General features: G+C 42.0%; 15 protein-coding genes, 1 tRNA gene and 1 pseudogene. 9 read left to right on the forward strand and 8 right to left on the reverse strand.

Annotation, left to right across the window (positions count from 1 at the left end):
• The first annotated feature begins 55 nt into the window (after positions 1–55).
• The 3 genes from gltA to AC13CK_RS10710 all read left to right on the forward strand — a co-directional run bounded on the left by gltA (position 56) and on the right by AC13CK_RS10710 (position 3,991).
• Complete coding sequence (gltA, locus tag AC13CK_RS10700; protein WP_004279429.1) at positions 56–1,330, forward strand: citrate synthase; 1,275 nt, start codon at positions 56–58, stop codon at positions 1,328–1,330.
• Positions 1,331–1,488: 158 nt separating this feature from the next.
• Entirely contained in the window at positions 1,489–1,992 is a 504-nt protein-coding gene (locus tag AC13CK_RS10705; RefSeq protein WP_004279428.1) for a hypothetical protein, read from the forward strand.
• Between the two features lie 373 nt (positions 1,993–2,365).
• Positions 2,366–3,991 (forward strand): NAD+ synthase, encoded by a 1,626-nt coding sequence (locus tag AC13CK_RS10710; RefSeq protein WP_004730268.1) that lies wholly within the window; start codon positions 2,366–2,368, stop codon positions 3,989–3,991.
• 216 nt (positions 3,992–4,207) lie between these two features.
• Here the strand turns inward: AC13CK_RS10710 and AC13CK_RS10715 are convergent.
• Positions 4,208–4,284: transfer RNA gene (locus AC13CK_RS10715), tRNA-Met, on the reverse strand.
• 175 nt (positions 4,285–4,459) lie between these two features.
• Here AC13CK_RS10715 and AC13CK_RS10720 point away from each other — a divergent pair.
• Both AC13CK_RS10720 and AC13CK_RS10725 read left to right on the forward strand, forming a co-directional pair.
• Entirely contained in the window at positions 4,460–4,864 is a 405-nt protein-coding gene (locus AC13CK_RS10720) for a hypothetical protein (RefSeq protein ID WP_425879714.1), read from the forward strand.
• A 240-nt stretch (positions 4,865–5,104) separates the two neighbouring features.
• Positions 5,105–5,545, forward strand: coding sequence for a universal stress protein (locus AC13CK_RS10725; RefSeq protein WP_004279425.1), 441 nt, complete (start codon positions 5,105–5,107; stop codon positions 5,543–5,545).
• Between the two features lie 42 nt (positions 5,546–5,587).
• Here AC13CK_RS10725 and AC13CK_RS10730 read toward each other — a convergent pair whose 3' ends face one another.
• The gene (locus tag AC13CK_RS10730; protein ID WP_425879711.1) at positions 5,588–5,929 is read right to left on the reverse strand and encodes an MGMT family protein; all 342 of its coding nucleotides are present in this window, start codon (positions 5,927–5,929) and stop codon (positions 5,588–5,590) included.
• A gap of 159 nt (positions 5,930–6,088) precedes the next feature.
• Positions 6,089–7,588, reverse strand: coding sequence for a cation:proton antiporter (locus tag AC13CK_RS10735; RefSeq protein WP_425879709.1), 1,500 nt, complete (start codon positions 7,586–7,588; stop codon positions 6,089–6,091).
• 216 nt (positions 7,589–7,804) lie between these two features.
• Here AC13CK_RS10735 and AC13CK_RS10740 point away from each other — a divergent pair, with 216 nt between their 5' ends.
• Positions 7,805–8,359, forward strand: a complete 555-nt coding sequence (locus AC13CK_RS10740; protein ID WP_005246964.1) for a hypothetical protein — start codon at positions 7,805–7,807, stop codon at positions 8,357–8,359.
• 38 nt (positions 8,360–8,397) lie between these two features.
• On the opposite strand, the gene ypfJ is transcribed toward AC13CK_RS10740, so the two are convergent.
• Positions 8,398–9,303: a KPN_02809 family neutral zinc metallopeptidase gene (gene ypfJ / locus AC13CK_RS10745; protein ID WP_004279421.1), complete on the reverse strand. Its 906-nt coding sequence runs from the start codon at positions 9,301–9,303 to the stop codon at positions 8,398–8,400.
• 48 nt (positions 9,304–9,351) lie between these two features.
• Entirely contained in the window at positions 9,352–10,278 is a 927-nt protein-coding gene (locus tag AC13CK_RS10750; RefSeq protein WP_004646278.1) for a DUF808 domain-containing protein, read from the reverse strand.
• Between the two features lie 189 nt (positions 10,279–10,467).
• On the opposite strand from AC13CK_RS10750, the gene trpS reads away from it, so the two are divergent.
• Positions 10,468–11,481: a tryptophan--tRNA ligase gene (gene trpS / locus AC13CK_RS10755; RefSeq protein WP_004279419.1), complete on the forward strand. Its 1,014-nt coding sequence runs from the start codon at positions 10,468–10,470 to the stop codon at positions 11,479–11,481.
• A 339-nt stretch (positions 11,482–11,820) separates the two neighbouring features.
• On the opposite strand, the pseudogene AC13CK_RS10760 reads toward trpS, so the two are convergent.
• A pseudogene (locus tag AC13CK_RS10760) lies at positions 11,821–13,243 on the reverse strand (capsule assembly Wzi family protein).
• Positions 13,244–13,423: 180 nt separating this feature from the next.
• Positions 13,424–14,953 carry a lysine--tRNA ligase gene (gene lysS / locus AC13CK_RS10765; RefSeq protein WP_425879706.1) on the reverse strand — a complete coding sequence of 510 codons (1,530 nt, stop codon included), beginning with the start codon at positions 14,951–14,953 and terminating at the stop codon, positions 13,424–13,426.
• Between the two features lie 388 nt (positions 14,954–15,341).
• Between lysS and AC13CK_RS10770 the strand changes: the two genes are divergently transcribed.
• Positions 15,342–15,836 (forward strand): YqiA/YcfP family alpha/beta fold hydrolase, encoded by a 495-nt coding sequence (locus AC13CK_RS10770; protein WP_004279417.1) that lies wholly within the window; start codon positions 15,342–15,344, stop codon positions 15,834–15,836.
• Between the two features lie 40 nt (positions 15,837–15,876).
• On the opposite strand, the gene AC13CK_RS10775 is transcribed toward AC13CK_RS10770, so the two are convergent.
• Complete coding sequence (locus AC13CK_RS10775) at positions 15,877–16,419, reverse strand: adenine phosphoribosyltransferase (RefSeq protein ID WP_071850580.1); 543 nt, start codon at positions 16,417–16,419, stop codon at positions 15,877–15,879.
• Between the two features lie 487 nt (positions 16,420–16,906).
• On the opposite strand from AC13CK_RS10775, the gene rubA reads away from it, so the two are divergent.
• Positions 16,907–17,071: a rubredoxin RubA gene (rubA, locus tag AC13CK_RS10780; protein ID WP_004646274.1), complete on the forward strand. Its 165-nt coding sequence runs from the start codon at positions 16,907–16,909 to the stop codon at positions 17,069–17,071.
• Positions 17,072–17,161 lie beyond the last annotated feature (90 nt).

The raw sequence follows: 17,161 nt of genomic DNA on the forward strand, positions 1-17,161 counted from the left end.
TAAAAGATTGATAGACAAAGCGGATATACATTCACCAGGACAGGAGATCTATTGAATGTCTGAAGCAACTGGCAAGAAAGCCGTTTTACAGCTTGATGGCAAAGAAATTGAACTACCAATTTACAGCGGCACATTGGGCCCAGATGTAATCGACGTTAAAGATGTGTTGGCTGCAGGTCACTTTACTTTTGATCCTGGTTTTATGGCGACAGCTGCGTGCGAGTCTAAAATCACGTTCATCGATGGCAACAAAGGTGTACTTTTACACCGTGGCTACCCAATCGATCAATTGGCGACTAAAGCTGATTACTTGGAAACTTGCTATTTATTGTTAAATGGCGAACTTCCAACTGCTGAGCAAAAAGAAGAATTTGACGCTAAAGTACGTAACCATACAATGGTTCACGATCAAGTTAGCCGTTTCTACAATGGTTTCCGTCGTGATGCGCATCCTATGGCGATCATGGTCGGTGTGGTTGGTGCGTTGTCTGCGTTCTATCACAACAACCTTGACATCGAAGATGTGAACCACCGTGAAATCACTGCAATTCGTTTAATCGCGAAGATTCCTACGCTGGCGGCTTGGAGCTACAAGTACACCATCGGTCAACCATTCGTTTACCCACGTAACGACCTTGGTTATGCAGAAAACTTCCTGCACATGATGTTTGCTACTCCTGCAGACCGTGATTATAAAGTTGATCCAATTCTTGCAAAAGCAATGGACCGTATCTTCACGCTTCATGCTGACCACGAACAAAATGCGTCTACGTCTACAGTACGTTTAGCTGGTTCTACCGGTGCGAATCCGTATGCATGTATCGCTGCTGGTATCTCTGCACTTTGGGGCCCTGCTCACGGCGGCGCGAACGAAGCTGTTCTTAAGATGCTTGACGAAATCGGCACTGTAGAAAACGTTGCTGGCTTCATGGAAAAAGTAAAAACTAAAGAAGTTAAACTAATGGGCTTCGGTCACCGAGTTTACAAAAACTTCGATCCACGTGCGAAAGTAATGAAAGAAACTTGTGACGAAGTTCTTGGTGCACTTGGCATCAATGATCCACAGCTTGCATTGGCTATGGAACTTGAACGTATCGCGCTTTCTGACGAATACTTCATCAAGCGTAACCTTTACCCGAACGTAGACTTCTACTCAGGTATCATCCTTAAAGCGATTGGTATCCCGACTGAAATGTTTACTGTAATCTTCGCGCTTGCACGTACTGTTGGCTGGATCAGCCACTGGTTAGAAATGCACAGTGGTCCTTACAAGATCGGTCGTCCTCGTCAGCTTTACACTGGCGAAGTTCAACGCGATATCGTTCGTTAATTCGAACCGCGTCGAAAGACTTAAAAAAAGCCACCCTCCCGGGTGGTTTTTTTTAGTGCTGACAAAAGCCTACAAAAAATTGACCTGAAACGTTTTAAAATTAGCATATCAAAATCATATTCACGAACTAAGTCACCTAAAAACAGGATGCATATTGAATGCTGTTGTATTTTCTGCCCTTTATTTTAAGACTGGTTCGTTTTGAACAGTTTAAGTGCCGCAGTCTAACGCCTGGTGAAATCAAAATTTCCCAACAGGTATTTGGCAACCTGATCGATTATTCTCGCGTTAAAATCATGAATCACCCCTACCTGCCCTGGCAATCCAAACATGTCATTATGGCCCCCAGTGGCTACATCCATGTACGCAATTTAAATTATCGGGAAGATTATTCGCGCGAGAGTTTATCTTATCAGGCACTATTTATTCATGAGATGGCGCATATTTATCAACACCAATGTCAGATCAATGTGCTTTTAAAAGGGGCATTTTTACAAAGTGCTTATTTTCTCAGCTTGGGAAAATATAATCCGTACAAATATCAATTTAATCCCAACAAATCATTTTCAACCTACAATATTGAACAACAAGGCGATATTGCCCGGGATATTTTTCTAAAAAAAATTCCGAATATTATTTTAAATCCAAAAATAAACAGATGATATTTAATCAGTTTAATTCCAAACAATATAGCTAAGGCATATTTTAAAAGCCAAAATTTAGATTTCAGTCTTTAAATCTACATAAGCCTAGATGCATAAAAAATCAGCATATTTTCTAATTTTATATAATAACTTTTTTCACTCAATGCCTGTTCTGCTAAATCAACTCTAGCTTATCGATAAAATTTCGATAAAATAGGCAGGTATGATTATTTTGCATCGCAGATTAAGATTCAATGATCATGCGATAAAAAGTTTTTTTATTTAAGCCATTTGGCATTTTATGAATATCGAAGTGCACTCAACTGAATAATTAGAATTATAAAAATCAGTAATTTAGTGTATCAACCTATAGGAATAGGATTTACTTGGAATGAAAAGTTTTAAAATTGCGATTGCTCAATTCTCTCCACATGTGGGCAATCTGGATGCAAATACGCAAAAAATGATTGATCTGGCCAATCAGGCTAAAAAAGATAAAGCGGATCTGATTATCTTTCCTGAACTTTCAACGCTGGGCTACCCTGCAGAAGACTTATTAATTCGCCCGAGCCTGGTGAAACGCACCAAAGCGGCTTTTGAAAAACTGACTGAAGTAAAAGATATTGTCATGGTCTTTGGTTTTGTTAATCAAACTGAAGATGGTCAGCGTTATAACTCGGCTGCTGTCATGAAAGATGGCGAAGTACTGGGTGTTTATAACAAGCAAGTGTTGCCAAACTATGGCGTATTTGATGAAAAGCGTTATTTTGGCGAAGGTCATCAGCATCTGGTTTTTGAGTATCTTGGACATAAATTTGGCGTACTGATCTGTGAAGATGTCTGGTCTTTAGCCACTGTTCAGCAACTGGCAAAATTGAATATCGACACAGCTTTGGTACTAAATGCATCGCCATATGAAGTGGGTAAACCACAACATCGCATTGAAACCATGGCGGCCTTGGTCAAACAGCTAAATATCAATCTGGTGTACTGTAACCAGGTCGGTGGCCAAGATGATCTGATCTTTGACGGTACCAGTTTTGTGCTCAACAAATCTGGCGAGGTGGCTTTACAGGCACCAACTTTCCAGGAAAATCTGGCAATTGCAGAATTTAATGCTGAACAACTGCAATTCAGCAAAGGTGCAATTGCACCTGCTTTAGACACCATGGCTGAGATTTATCAAAGCCTGGTCATGGCTACACGTGATTATGTACAGCGTTCTGGCTTCCCAGGTGTGATTCTGGGACTGTCTGGCGGCATTGACTCTGCCCTGACCCTAGCGATTGCTGTAGATGCGCTTGGCGCAGACAAAGTTCAAGCTGTGATGATGCCTTATACCTATACCGCACAAATCAGTGTGGAAGATGCAGCGGCTCAAGCCAAAAATATGGGCGTGACTTTCGGTATTGCCGAAATCAATCCAGTGGTAAGCGGCTTTATGCAGGTGCTATTCCCGTTCTTTGGCAACGCTCCAGTCGATGCTACCGAGGAAAACCTGCAAGCACGTTCACGGGGCACCTTATTGATGGCCCTATCTAACAAATTCGGTAATCTGGTGCTGGCAACCGGTAATAAGTCTGAACTAGCTGTCGGTTATTGCACCCTGTATGGCGATATGGTCGGTGGTTATGCAGTTCTGAAAGATGTGTATAAAACCATTGTGTTTGAACTGGCGAAATATCGTAACAGCATTTCAGAAACTCCAGTGATTCCGGAACGTGTGATTACCCGTCCACCTTCAGCAGAACTGCGTCCAGATCAGGTCGATCAAGACTCTTTACCTGCCTATGACATTCTGGATGCGATCTTGTACTCTTATATTGAAGAAGATATGAGTCAAGACGATATCATTGCCAAAGGCTTTGATGCTGAAGTCGTGAAAAAAGTGATTCGTCTGGTTGATATCAATGAGTACAAGCGCCGCCAAGGTGCCATTGGACCACGTATCAGCTCACGCTCTTATGGCCGTGAGCGTCGTTATCCAATTGTGAATGGCTGGAAAGCAGGTAGCTAAATTCTGCTCTCAATGATGTAAATCAGAATCGCCCAAGGAATGCTTGGGCGATTTTTTTATGCGGCAGTAGAATGAAAAATAGCCCCAACATCAAGAAGGAAAAATAATGTTTTGTGGAAACTAAAAATTAGTGGATGCTTCAAATATTTTTGATGGTTTACAGTGCTTTTTAAAAGACAAAAAAAGAGACCAAGCTGAGAGCTTGGTCTTTTAAAATGGTGGCTATGACGAGACTTGAACTTGTGACCCCCGCATTATGAGTGCGGTGCTCTAACCAACTGAGCTACATAGCCGTAAACTGTGTGCGCATTATCGTAATTTCAGCTTCTATCGTCAAGCATTTTAAAACACAAATGTTCAGTCTTTATGCAAATATGGAATAAACTTTTAAATTTTAAACAAAAAAGCTTTTTTTAGTATGTAATTCACGCATTCATAGCAGTATTTAATTCTTCGAGAATTCATTACATGTATAAAATCAAAATATTTATTTTACTCATTGGCCTTTCAAGCCTGAGTGCCTGCCAGATCATCTCGCCTATTTTCGTAGATTATAATGGCGTCAGACGTGATGTGGCACAGTGGATTAATCAGCAGCAATTGATGAGCATGCAGCAGAAAAGGTCTTTAGCACAACTCAGCAGAGCACAGCAGAAAATCGAGCGCTATCCGGAATATGAGCAGACTCAACGACTGGCGGTAACCGGGGAAAATCAGATTGCATTACACTGTGCGCATTTACATTTAACAGAACATAAAATCCGGCAGCTACAGCAAAAAATTTATGCAGGTGAAATTCAAACAATTTTAAATCGCTATGAACAGCTGTCACCGCAAATAAAATTAGACCCGACATCTATTCGATGTGATTGACCGCCATTTTGACTAAGCTCATTAATTACATATAAATTATCAACTTAGGCTAAATAAATAACTCGGTTCAATAGCTCTAAACAGATGCTTGATTCTTTAATCTATTAGACATTATACCTATGTATTTACTTGGTTTTATTTTTATACAATACAGGCTATGATCAAAGTATAAACAACTATTCGTACCCGGTTTAACGCGTCATAATTTTATAACTCTAAATTCCCCTTAGGAGAATTCTAATGCCTTTTGAACATATTTTAGTACCTGTTGACGGTTCAGAAACATCGTATGCTGCAGTAGATAAAGCTGTAGAAATTGCCAAAGCATTTAACAGTAAAGTCACAGTGGTTCAAGTGTTGGCGCTGGACCCTTATATCGCTGCGGAATATATCTCTGCGGCACAAACCAATGACCTGATTGAACGTGCCCGCACTTCTATCCTGAAAACGCTGGATGAAGCCAAAGCAAAATTCTCCGGTGCCGGTGTTGAAGTGGATACACAGCTCCTTGAGGGTCAGGTAATTTATAGCGAGATTGTCAAAGCAGCTAAAGATTTAAATTCTGACCTGATCGTGATTGGTTCTCATGGCCGTACTGGCTTCAAAAAACTGTTCCTTGGCAGCGTAGCGCAAAGCATTCTCGGCCAAGCGGATATCCCAGTGATGGTGATTCGCAACTAAATTACCTTCAAAATCCCCACTTTTCACCAAGTGGGGATTTTTTTATACCTCGACCAGACCATCCCATTGATAGCGTTTTAAATCCACTCGATCACCTCTAAAACAAATTCCTTCCTGCATAAGTTTTTGCTGCTGGATATTCTGGCCATGTTCGTCCAGTTGCTTCAGACTGATTTTCGCTTGTGCATTGATCACCCGATACCAGGGAATATTAGTGTCCGAATCTAGATGACTTAATACTCGCCCGACCAATCGCGCATGTTTGGGTAAACCTGCCAGTCTGGCAATCTGTCCGTAAGTGGCGACTTTGGCATATGGAATCTGATTGACCACAGCCAAAATCATTTCTGTCATTTCCTGATTGGCTGAACTTGTCTGGGTCATTTTCATCTCATTAATAGCTCATTTAAATAAAAGATCACACCTCAACCTATCCACAAAAAGCTAGATGAAAATAATCAAGCCTGATGAAATACGCTAACCCAAGCGATCTCAGCTCACTAACAACAAATCCATAGCATATTGAGATTCTAAGTTTTAACTTTAGAAATTATCCGGATTTTCCAGTCGTTTTACTTCCTGAACCTTATCTGGATGATGCACCGTGGCGACGCCATCTGCATCTTTCTGATCAATCAGAATCTCTGGCTGAAAGATAGTAATAGCCTCATTTCCTTTGGCATCTTCTCCAACAATATAGCGAAAACCCTTACGATTCATTTTATGACACATGCGTTGATACCAGCCTTTAAAGCCCTGCGTCTCTTCATTGGGATTATAATAAAACGCATTCATCACCGCAGGCAGGCCCAAGCCACATACCACACCGGACAATAGCACTACAATAAAGGTATAGCCCACCAGAATACTGCTATAGGCTTCCAGCTGAGGAACATTGGCGACCGCCAGAATTAAGGCCAAAGAAATCCCGCCCCGTACTCCGCCCCAAGACAGGATGGTCAAACTGCCGTTATAGCTTTTCTTGCTGACTTTTGGGAACATGGCAAAGGCCAGATAGTTGGCTGCAAAACGGGCCAGATGTAGAATCACAAAAGCCACCATTCCGCCCAGAACCAGACTGGTACTCAAGTCCAGAATAAACAATTCTAGACCAATCAGGGTAAACAGGAATGAATTGATAATTCCCTCAACCGTATGCCAGAAATGATTAACGTCACCAATTTCAGCATCTGCCAGGATTTCTTTCCATTTATTGCCAACAATCAAACCACCAATCACACAGGCAATTGGCGCGGAAGCATGTGCCAGCAAAGCCACCAGATAGGAACCACAAGCCAGCAAGGCCGTGGTCAAAATCAGAGATTCCATTTCATGCTTACCGCGCAAAATCCGCAAGATCGCAAAACCGAATCCGAGACCAATCAGCACCGCCACGACAATTTCATAAAGCAAGGTTTGCAGCACTGCCAGTACCGTAAAGTTTTCACCTTGCAGAACATTGAGCAAGGTCATAAATAAGGCAATACACATTGCATCATTAAACAGTGATTCGCCTTCAAGCTTGACAATCAAATGATGCGGTGCGCGAACCGAACTCAATACGCCTTTGATGCCGATCGGATCTGTGGCGCCCAAGGCCGCCCCTAGCAAGAGCAAAACCAGCAGGTCAACATGTTTACCAATCAGGAACTGATAACCATACAACACCACACCAAAGAACACTGCACAGAACACCAAAGCCAGACCAGCCAAAATACTGATCGGCCGCCAGTGGTTACGCAAATCTGAGACCTTAAACTTCAGCGCAGATGAAGTCAGGATAAAACAGATCACACCATTGATCAGAAAATCATAGAAATCGACGTGACGAACAGCCTGCTCGATATTGTCAATATTGATGCTAAAGAATGGATTACCATGCAGTAAACTGGCGCCCCACTGCAAAATGAAAACAAAGATTGCAGAGACAATAGGGACACCGATCGCTTGCGGAAAGCCTAAAACGCGCTTATTAAACATGGTCGTGGCAATAGACAGAGCAAAGACCACCGTGAGTAGCTGAAGAAAAAAGAAATTTCCCATTCGGTTTCCTAAAATCGGGCGATATGGAGCACTATGCGCCGAGAGGCGTTGTTAAAATAGAGATTTAAATAGCAAGGTATTCTGGCAAAACAAGTTTAGTCCGCTTTTTTATCGAATTGAGTTAAGTTTCTTTTCAGTATTTTCGAATGATGATTTAACATACAGATCAGCACTCGGCTTTTGCTTTCCCATTATTCTATTTTGAATTTTTCTCCCATGCATCAAACTGTCAAAACCATTTTTCGTCTCTGTTTTGCCAGCGTGATTTTTCTGATCACGTTGTCCTTATGTTTTACCTGCTTTGCTAAAATTCAGGAAATTCTGCAAGCAGAACAGCATTATCAGCAAGCCACCAGCATTCCCTTAAAAAGTACAGCCGGCGAACAGTATGTATTGGTGTCCAATAACCAGCGACCAGACAATGCAATTTTTATTCTGATTGCAGGAAATGGTTATGTGGCCAAAATCAACTGTGAACATTACAGCGCTTTATGTAGCGATGAAGACAATCAATCGCATACCCGTCAAATCCAGACTGTTGACTTAATCAAAGCGGGAAATCTGTTCTATATTGAAAAAATCCAGTTCAGAGATAGCCGAACCGGCAAAGCAACTGCTTTAGAATATAACAAACAAGAAATTCAGCAGTTTTATCAAAATGACATTAGCAACCTCAAATATACAGTCTTTGCAATTGCACTGTTTGCTTTGGCTGCATTATTTGTCAGTATCAAGATATTAAGAAACTTCCGGCGTTTTCTGCATAAATAAAAAAAGGAGCATCTGCTCCTTTTTTTTATCGAAGTCATTTAAATATTTTGATTAAAGGTATCACAATTCGCAACTTGACCGGATTTCAAGCCGGTGTTAAACCATTGTACCCGCTGCGCGCTGCTGCCATGGGTAAAGCTGTCCGGCACCACCTGCCCGCGAGCACGTTTCTGTAAATAATCATCGCCAATTTTATGGGCGGCATCCATCGCTTCCTGCACATCACCCTGTTCCAGAAATTGGGTACGTTCATGATTATGGTAAGCCCAAACGCCGGCCAGACAGTCTGCCTGCAATTCCTGACGCACTGAAAGCTGATTACTTTGCACTTCGCTTGCTTGCTGACGTGCTTGCTGTACTTGAGAAGAAATACCTAAAATCGTCTGGATATGATGCCCCACTTCATGGGCCACGACATAGGCCAGCGCAAAATCCCCCGCCTGATCATTGCGGGAAAGTTCGGTGGCATTCTGTTCTCCGGTAATGCCCATTTGGGTACGCATATCTTTAAAGAATGCAGTATCGATATACACTTTCTGGTCTGTCGGGCAGTAGAAAGGCCCCATCGCCGCCTGAGCAGTACCACAACCAGAATTCACGATGCCGTTAAACAACACCAGTTTCGGTGGGACATACTGCTGATTTAACTGCTGCTGAAACACCTGATTCCAGGTATCTTCAGTATCTGCCAATACAGTTCCAACAAAATCAATCGACTCCTGCTGTTCTGGCGTGGGATTTTCCAGGCCACGTGTTTCTGCCGCACCCGATACCCCCTGAGTGACCTGCTTGGTGGTTTGATAAGCCTGTTGTGGATCGACACCGAAAAACTTCCAGGCCACAAAGGCCACAATCAATCCAACAATACTGATTCCGCCAGCTTTGGCACCACCACCACGACGGTCTTCTACATTGCTACTGACACGACGACCTTTCCAACGCATAGTCTTTTCCTTTTCTTAATCTGCTTAATATCCAGATATTTCCACACCTTAAGCTTTTGATGATTTAGGCCAGATTTTCTTAATCAGGCTGATGACCAGCATGACCAGCAGACCCGCTAAAATTCCTACTGCGAAATTAATCAAGGTCGGTGTTACGGCACCGACAATGTTGCCAATGCTGGGAATATCCTGCACATAAGCAACACTGTCTTCAGTAAAGTGATGAATAAAAGGAATTGCATGGTTAATAATTCCACCGCCCACCAGAAACATCGCAGCGGTCCCAACAATGGAGAGAATTTTCATTAAGATCGGGGCAAATGCCAACAAGCCACGTCCTATTTTTTGTTTAAAATCGGACTGCTGTTCAGTCAGATGCAGACCGATATCATCCAGTTTGACAATCAGCGCAACAAAACCATAAACACCAATGGTCATCACCACCGCGATCAGGCTTAAAACAGTCACTTTGGTCAGCATCGAGGCTGCGGCGACCGTTCCCAAAGTAATCACGATAATTTCAGCAGACAGGATAAAGTCAGTGCGAATAGCACCTTTGACTTTTTCATTTTCAAACTGGTGCAAATCCATTTCTGTATGAATCAATTGCTCACGCGCCTGTTCCGCGTCCTTGGCCTTCGGTGTATGCAAGGTATGAATAATTTTTTCCACGCCTTCATAACATAGGAACAAACCACCCAGCACCAACAAGGGATTAATCAGCCAGCCTGCAATAAAGCTGATTAATAATGCCAGCGGCACCAAAATCAGTTTATTAACAAAAGAACCTTTGGCAACTTTCCAGACCACCGGTAATTCACGATCAGCCCGCACACCTGTCACTTGCTGCGCATTTAAAGCCAGATCATCACCAAGGACGCCTGCTGTTTTTTTTGCTGCCATTTTGCTCATGACAGCGACATCATCCAGAACAGTAGCAATATCATCTAATAATAGTAATAAACTGCTCGCCATACTTATTATCCTTATCTTCTTTCCAGATAGTTTAATCAAAATTCTTAAAAATATTGTATTCACTTGTTTAATTTATAAGATTTTTTTACGACAGCTTTTTTTCTGGCTGACAATCAAAAACAGAATGCCGTACAATGTTGCCATTCGTTAAAATACAGCTGTAGTACTGACTACCCTTTGGAATAGATAATGAGTAATCAAGATAATCGTCCAGTGATCTTGACGGGCGACCGTCCTACCGGACAACTCCACCTCGGCCACTTTGTGGGTTCATTACGCTCTCGTGTAGGTCTGCAAGATTCTCACCATCAACACTTGTTACTCGCCGATGCTCAAGCCCTGACCGATAATGCGGACAATTTTGAAAAAGTACGTCGTAACATTATTGAAGTGGCGACGGATTATCTGGCTGTCGGTATTGATCCAACTAAAACCACAATTTGTGTGCAGTCATGCCTGCCAGCACTAAATGAACTGACCATGCTTTACCTCAATTTCGTGACGGTTTCACGTCTTGAGCGTAACCCAACGATCAAATCTGAAATCCAGATGCGTGGTTTTGAGCGTGATATTCCAGCCGGTTTCTTGTGCTACCCGGTGGCTCAAGCTGCTGACATTACGGCATTCAAGGCCACTGTAGTTCCTGTGGGTGAAGATCAGATTCCAATGATCGAACAGACCAACGAAATCGTGCGTCGTTTAAACCGTCAAATTGGTCATGACCTGTTACCAGAATGTAAGGCACTACTTTCCAATGTTGGTCGCCTACCTGGTTTTGATGGTAAAGCAAAAATGTCGAAATCTTTGGGCAATACCATTGTGCTAGATGCAACAGATAAAGATATTAAGAAAGCCGTCAATGCCATGTATACCGATCCGAATCACTTACGTATTGAAGATCCAGGTCAGGTCGAAGGCAACGTGGTATTCACCTATCTAGATGCCTTCGATCCAAATAAAGAAGAGCTGGAAGAACTTAAAGCCCATTATCGTCGTGGTGGTTTAGGCGATGGTACAGTGAAAAAACGTCTGGAAAGCATTTTAAAAGAATTGATCGGTCCAATTCGTGAGCGTCGTATTGAACTGGCTAAAGATCCGGATTACATCATGGATATTCTAAAAACTGGTACGGATAAATGTCGCGATATTACCCAGGCGACACTGGATGAAGTTAAATCTGGCCTCGGCGTATTCCATTTCTAAATATAAAATTGCTTTGAAAAGCTCTTCTGATGAAGGGCTTTTTTATTTAAACTATAATTGCGCAAAAATGATGCAAATATCCCCACATAATCTTCATAGTTTTAACCTTATTTAACATGTATTAACATGAATACTGATGAGTCATATGAGAATGCATCCTATTATGGTCATATTCAGTAAGGAATCAGATTTAACTCTCTCCACAGTTAATGAAGTAGTTTGAAAGACATTCCTTTTTCTACGCAATGACAACCCCAATCATTGCGTTTTTTTTGTTTATAGTTTTTCAAAATGCTAAAAAAATCCTGCGTTTAAGCAGGATTTAATCATGGCTAAGAATTAATAACTGAACAAGCCTTTTTCTAATGGTATTTCGATACCTAAAGAAACTCCGCTATCTCGACCATTTACCTTTGAATCACCGACCCATGCATTAATTTTAAGCGGCATTTCTGGACGGATATAATGTGACCAGGTCAAATCCAGTGCTTTAATCTCATCATTAAAAGCAAAAGCAGCATTATTAACGGCGGCTCGTTCCGATTGATTCACATCAGCAAAAAGTATACGACCCGATAAGCGGTTCATAAAATCAATACGAATGTCTTCACCCACGGAAATCATCTGCGCATCGCCACCTAAAGCATGTGCTAGAGGATAACCATGCTGATAAAAACCGTCTGTATAATTCGTATGGTTGTAGGAAATGCCTTGAACCTTGCCATTAGTCCGCGTATCTGCCCATTCTGCATAAACTTAGTATGGCATATTTCTCAAACTAGCAGAATAGTCGATTCTAGCCAAATACATTTTTTTTTGCAGGTAAGCCCCCAGCCTCATCTTCTCCTACATATTGAGCATATAGACCCACCGGAATTTGGGTAAGAGAAAATAAATTTAACCGCGCATCGAAACCGGCAATCTGGTTAGATGGGTCTGGTTCACCTGTACCCCCATTATCTTTACTACCTACAAAAGCATCCCACAGCGAACTTAAACTTTCAGGTCGTCCTTCACCACCCCACTGAATCGCACGCGAGGCACCAAGCTCTAAATAAGGTAAAGGCTGTGCTGTAACACGCAAACCAATCAATTTGGCGTCTGGAACTGCGCTATAGTCATCGAGTTGACCGGCAAAAGCCTGATATTGCCACGGCCCAATCCAAGATAACCATTTATTTTCAAATGCTGTCTGTTCTGCACGTTGAACTGTAAAGCCATAGACTGGACGACTGGCATCACCACGCATCAAGCTGCCATCATGGCTTGGGCCCCAGTAAGTTGGAATCTGCCCAGCAATCAACCATTGATTCCAAAGTTTCCCCGCCAGATAAGAACCTTCGAGATTTACATCCTGATCATTATCAATTTGTGGATCTTTTTCAGCATTCACCCTGATTTTGGCATCCCAATTCGTACTGCCAGCATTAAACTCTAAAGCTGCCTGATATTGTGCTTTTTGCTGATCCCCGAAAGTCTGTGGAATATTTTTTTGATCGGTTTCTGCAAATACACCCAATTTTAGCAGTTGATTATCTGCCTTTAGTTTAGCCAGAACCGAATCGATTACACGCTGCTGTACAGTATTGCTGATCTGCGCATTTGTTAAGGCTCGTTGAATTTCATCCCCACTCAGCGGCCAGGTTGAGGTACTGATTTGAATAACCCCTTGCTGGTTTAACCAGTTCAGGTCAGTACGCAAATTTGCATCATTTAGAACCAGGCCCTGAGCAAAAGCAGGAAGAGCAAGCGTAGTCAGCAACACACTCAATAATGTTTTTTTTTAGCAACATGGGATGAATATTCTCAAGTTTATTTTCTGCTTCACCTTAATCGCTCCTATGTTAATTTTCAACGATTAAACTGTTGTTTTTTACTCAAGCTTTCAGATGTATCGATAAAAAATAACCCACACAATGGTGGGTTATTTTGAATTCAGCATTTAAGCATTTTTATGACGCATATGCGGGAACAAGATCACATCGCGGATACTTGCTGCATTGGCAAAGATCATCACCAGACGGTCAATACCAATACCCTCACCTGCTGTTGGAGGAAGACCGTATTCCAATGCTTCTACAAAGTCTGCATCGTAATGCATAGCTTCATCATCACCAGCATCTTTTTCAGCAACCTGTGCCTGGAATCGTTCAGCCTGATCGATTGGATCATTTAATTCCGAGAAGCCATTTGCCAACTCACGGCCACCGATGAAGAATTCAAAACGGTCGGTAATGTGTGGATTGTGATCATTACGGCGTGCCAATGGAGAAGTTTCCGCTGGATATTCAGTAATGAACGTCGGTTGACGCAATTTGGTTTCTACGGTTTCTTCAAATACCATAGTTTGCAGTTTGCCCAGACCAAAACCTGGCTTCACTTGCTCTTTCAATTCTTCCTGAAGGAATTTTGCCAGGAACTCACGGTCATTGACATTTTCAGGAGTAAATTGCGGGTTATTTTCCAGAATCGCATCGAACATTGAAATTTTCTTGAATGGCCCTTTGAAGCTATACACTTCATCGCCATAAGGCACGTCAGTCGTACCCAAGATATCAATCGCCAGACGCTCTAGCATTTGCTCGGTCAATTCCATCAAGTCTTTGTAATCTGCATACGCCTGGTAGAATTCAATCATGGTGAATTCAGGGTTATGACGGGTAGAAACACCTTCGTTACGGAAGTTACGGTTAATTTCAAACACACGTTCAAAACCACCGACTACCAAACGCTTTAAGTAGAGCTCTGGCGCAATACGCAAGAACAATGACATGTCCAGTGCATTGTGATGTGTTTCAAAAGGACGTGCTGATGCACCACCTGGAATCACATGCATCATTGGCGTTTCAACTTCCATATAGCGCTTTTCAGTCAGGAAGGCACGGATACCCGCCACAACTTTGGCACGAATTTCAAAAGTTTTACGTGTTTCTTCATTAACGATCAGGTCAAGATAACGTTTACGATACTTCACTTCAGTATCGTTCAGACCATGGAACTTGTTTGGAAGTGGACGCAATGATTTGGTCAGTAATTCAAAATGTTCGATATGTACATACAAATCGCCTTTACCCGAACGACCGATATAACCTTCGACTGCAATGATATCGCCAAGGTCCAGACCTTTAATGGTAGCCAGTACATCTTCAGCGAGTTCTTTACGCGCAACATAAAGCTGGATACGACCTGTCATGTCCTGGATCACGATAAATGAACCACGGTTCAACATTACACGACCGGCAACTTTGACGTAGACCTTTTCGCCTGCTTCAATTTCTTCTTTAGATTTATCAGCGAACTGGTCTTGTAAATCCTGGGCATAATGCTCACGCTTAAAGGTATTCGGCCATGGGCTCTTACCTGTTTCTTGTGCCTGAGCTTCGATTTGCTTTAACTTGGCATGACGCTGTGCAATTAAATCGTTTTCGGAAATGATTTGTTCAGAAGTCGATTGAGCGTTAGTTTGCGTCATCTCTGCCTCGAATAAGATTAGTTAAAAAATAGAAGTTGCATAGAATAGCAGAAATCCTTCTCAAATCGTAGCGCAAACACTCTCAGGAACCGGCTTTTCTTTGGAAAAATCCACTATCCTGCTATTTACACCATTCGGTTGAGCCCTTCTGTCACTCTTTTAAATTGCCTTTCTTCAACCTTTTGCAGCACCCCGCTGCTCTCAGTTGGGATTAAAGTTTAAATCAGACAGGGGTTATACAAAATCATTGCACTGCAAAATTGTGGCTTAGACCAATAGCTAACTGCCTTGTACACCCAGACGTTCTACAATGACGCTCAGATTGAAGATGATGTGCCAATCAACAAATAACCAATATGGCATGTCCCATAAAAATGAGTAATGAACTATGTCTAAGATTTTGTTTTTACATGGCTTAGATTCCTCCAGAGAATCCACCAAGTTCCATGCCATTGATGTGGTACATAAATACTGTATCGATGTCGATTATCGAAATCTGAGTTATAGTTCGGTCACCGAGTTTTATCATGAGATGATTGAAACCATCAAACCGGATATTCTGGTCGGCCACAGTCTTGGCGGTTATTGGGCACTGAAAATGTCACAAGCGTATCAAATTCCATGTGTAGTGGCCAATCCCATTTTGCAGCCTAACTTCCGCGATGATTATCCGCCGATTGGGCATCACGATTTACAGCATGATATTCCTCAGTTTGCCTATCTGGAGCTGGGCGATGAAATTCTGGATATGCATGCGGTTCAGACACAACTTGAAGACTATATGCAAATTCAGGCAGTTGATGGCGGCCATCATCGTCTGGAACATCCTGAGCAAATTAATACACTGATTCAGGAAATCGAAGATCATTTTATCAGGCAATAAAAAAGCCCCACATTTTTGGGGCTTTTTTTTAATTTATGACTTAAGCAACTGCCGCTTCAGGCTGAGATTTGTCGTCCAATACTGACCAGATATCCAGGCCTAATTCAGCATGCAGGTCAGGAAGATCAAGGAAGATACTTGCACCAAGTACTTCATGCTGGCATTTTTGAGCCAGTTCATTCACAGCTTTTAAGGTTCCACCGGTTGCCAGAACATCATCCACAATAATTACTTTCTGGGACTGAACGTTCGCAGACATTTCTAAACGATCCAGACCATATTCCAGGCTATAACCCACACCGACCACTGGAGGTGGCAATTTACCTGCTTTACGCACCAACAATAAGCCTTTGCCTGTACGTTGTGCCAACAAGCTTGCCAACACAAAACCACGCGCTTCAACCGCAATAAAGCTTTCTACTTCTGCCAGTTTGTCAGCAGGAATGCTGGCAATCAAAGCGTCAGTCAATGGACCAATATTGCTCATGAAAAGTGGGGTCAAATCAAAGAAGCAAATTCCTGGTTTTGGAAAATCTTGGACCGTACGAATGTGAGACCACAAAGAAGTAGACAAATTGCTCATGGGAGATCTTAAAAAAAGAAAAGGAATATGGGAATTTTAAACCTATTTGAGTAGAGCGGACAAGCCAAGCTGCCTAATAAAAACCCGACGTTTAATTACAAGATATTGATTTTATTATATTGATTTATTTTAAAAATATTTAATCCGGACTTTACTGATTTTAAATTACCTAAAAACTCAAGTTTTTACTGCACGACTTTGGTCTATCCCACAAGATAAACACTCATTTTTGCCATCGTCAGCTTTTTATCCTTTAACCGCCTACGCCAGAAAAGCTGATTGGCGTGATTTTTAGATAAATGAGGAATGTGTCGTCTATTCTGCTGCTAATTTCGCTGATTAAGCTTTTATTCACTTTACTTTATGAATAGAACTGCGTAAAAATTTAGCCAAATATGTTCACTGTTAAAAAGTCATATTCTTTTAGAGTCTTGCCTTTTATGGATTTTAAGCTGACGCCTACAGTTGCTCAGTTTTGGAGAGTTACATGAGAAAGTTTCAATGCATCGTATGTGGATGGATTTATGACGAGGCAGAAGGTTGGCCTCAAGACGGGATCGTGGCAGGCACCAAATGGGAAGATATCCCAGATGACTGGACCTGTCCAGATTGCGGCGTGTCTAAAATTGATTTCGAAATGATCGAAGTCTAATCACGTCCAGTTAAAGGCCATATCCATATGGTCTTTTTTTATGCCTTTCAATCATTTATACAGCATGGAGCTCTACCATATGGAAACGAC

The organism is Acinetobacter sp. L-24 (genome assembly GCF_056857555.1).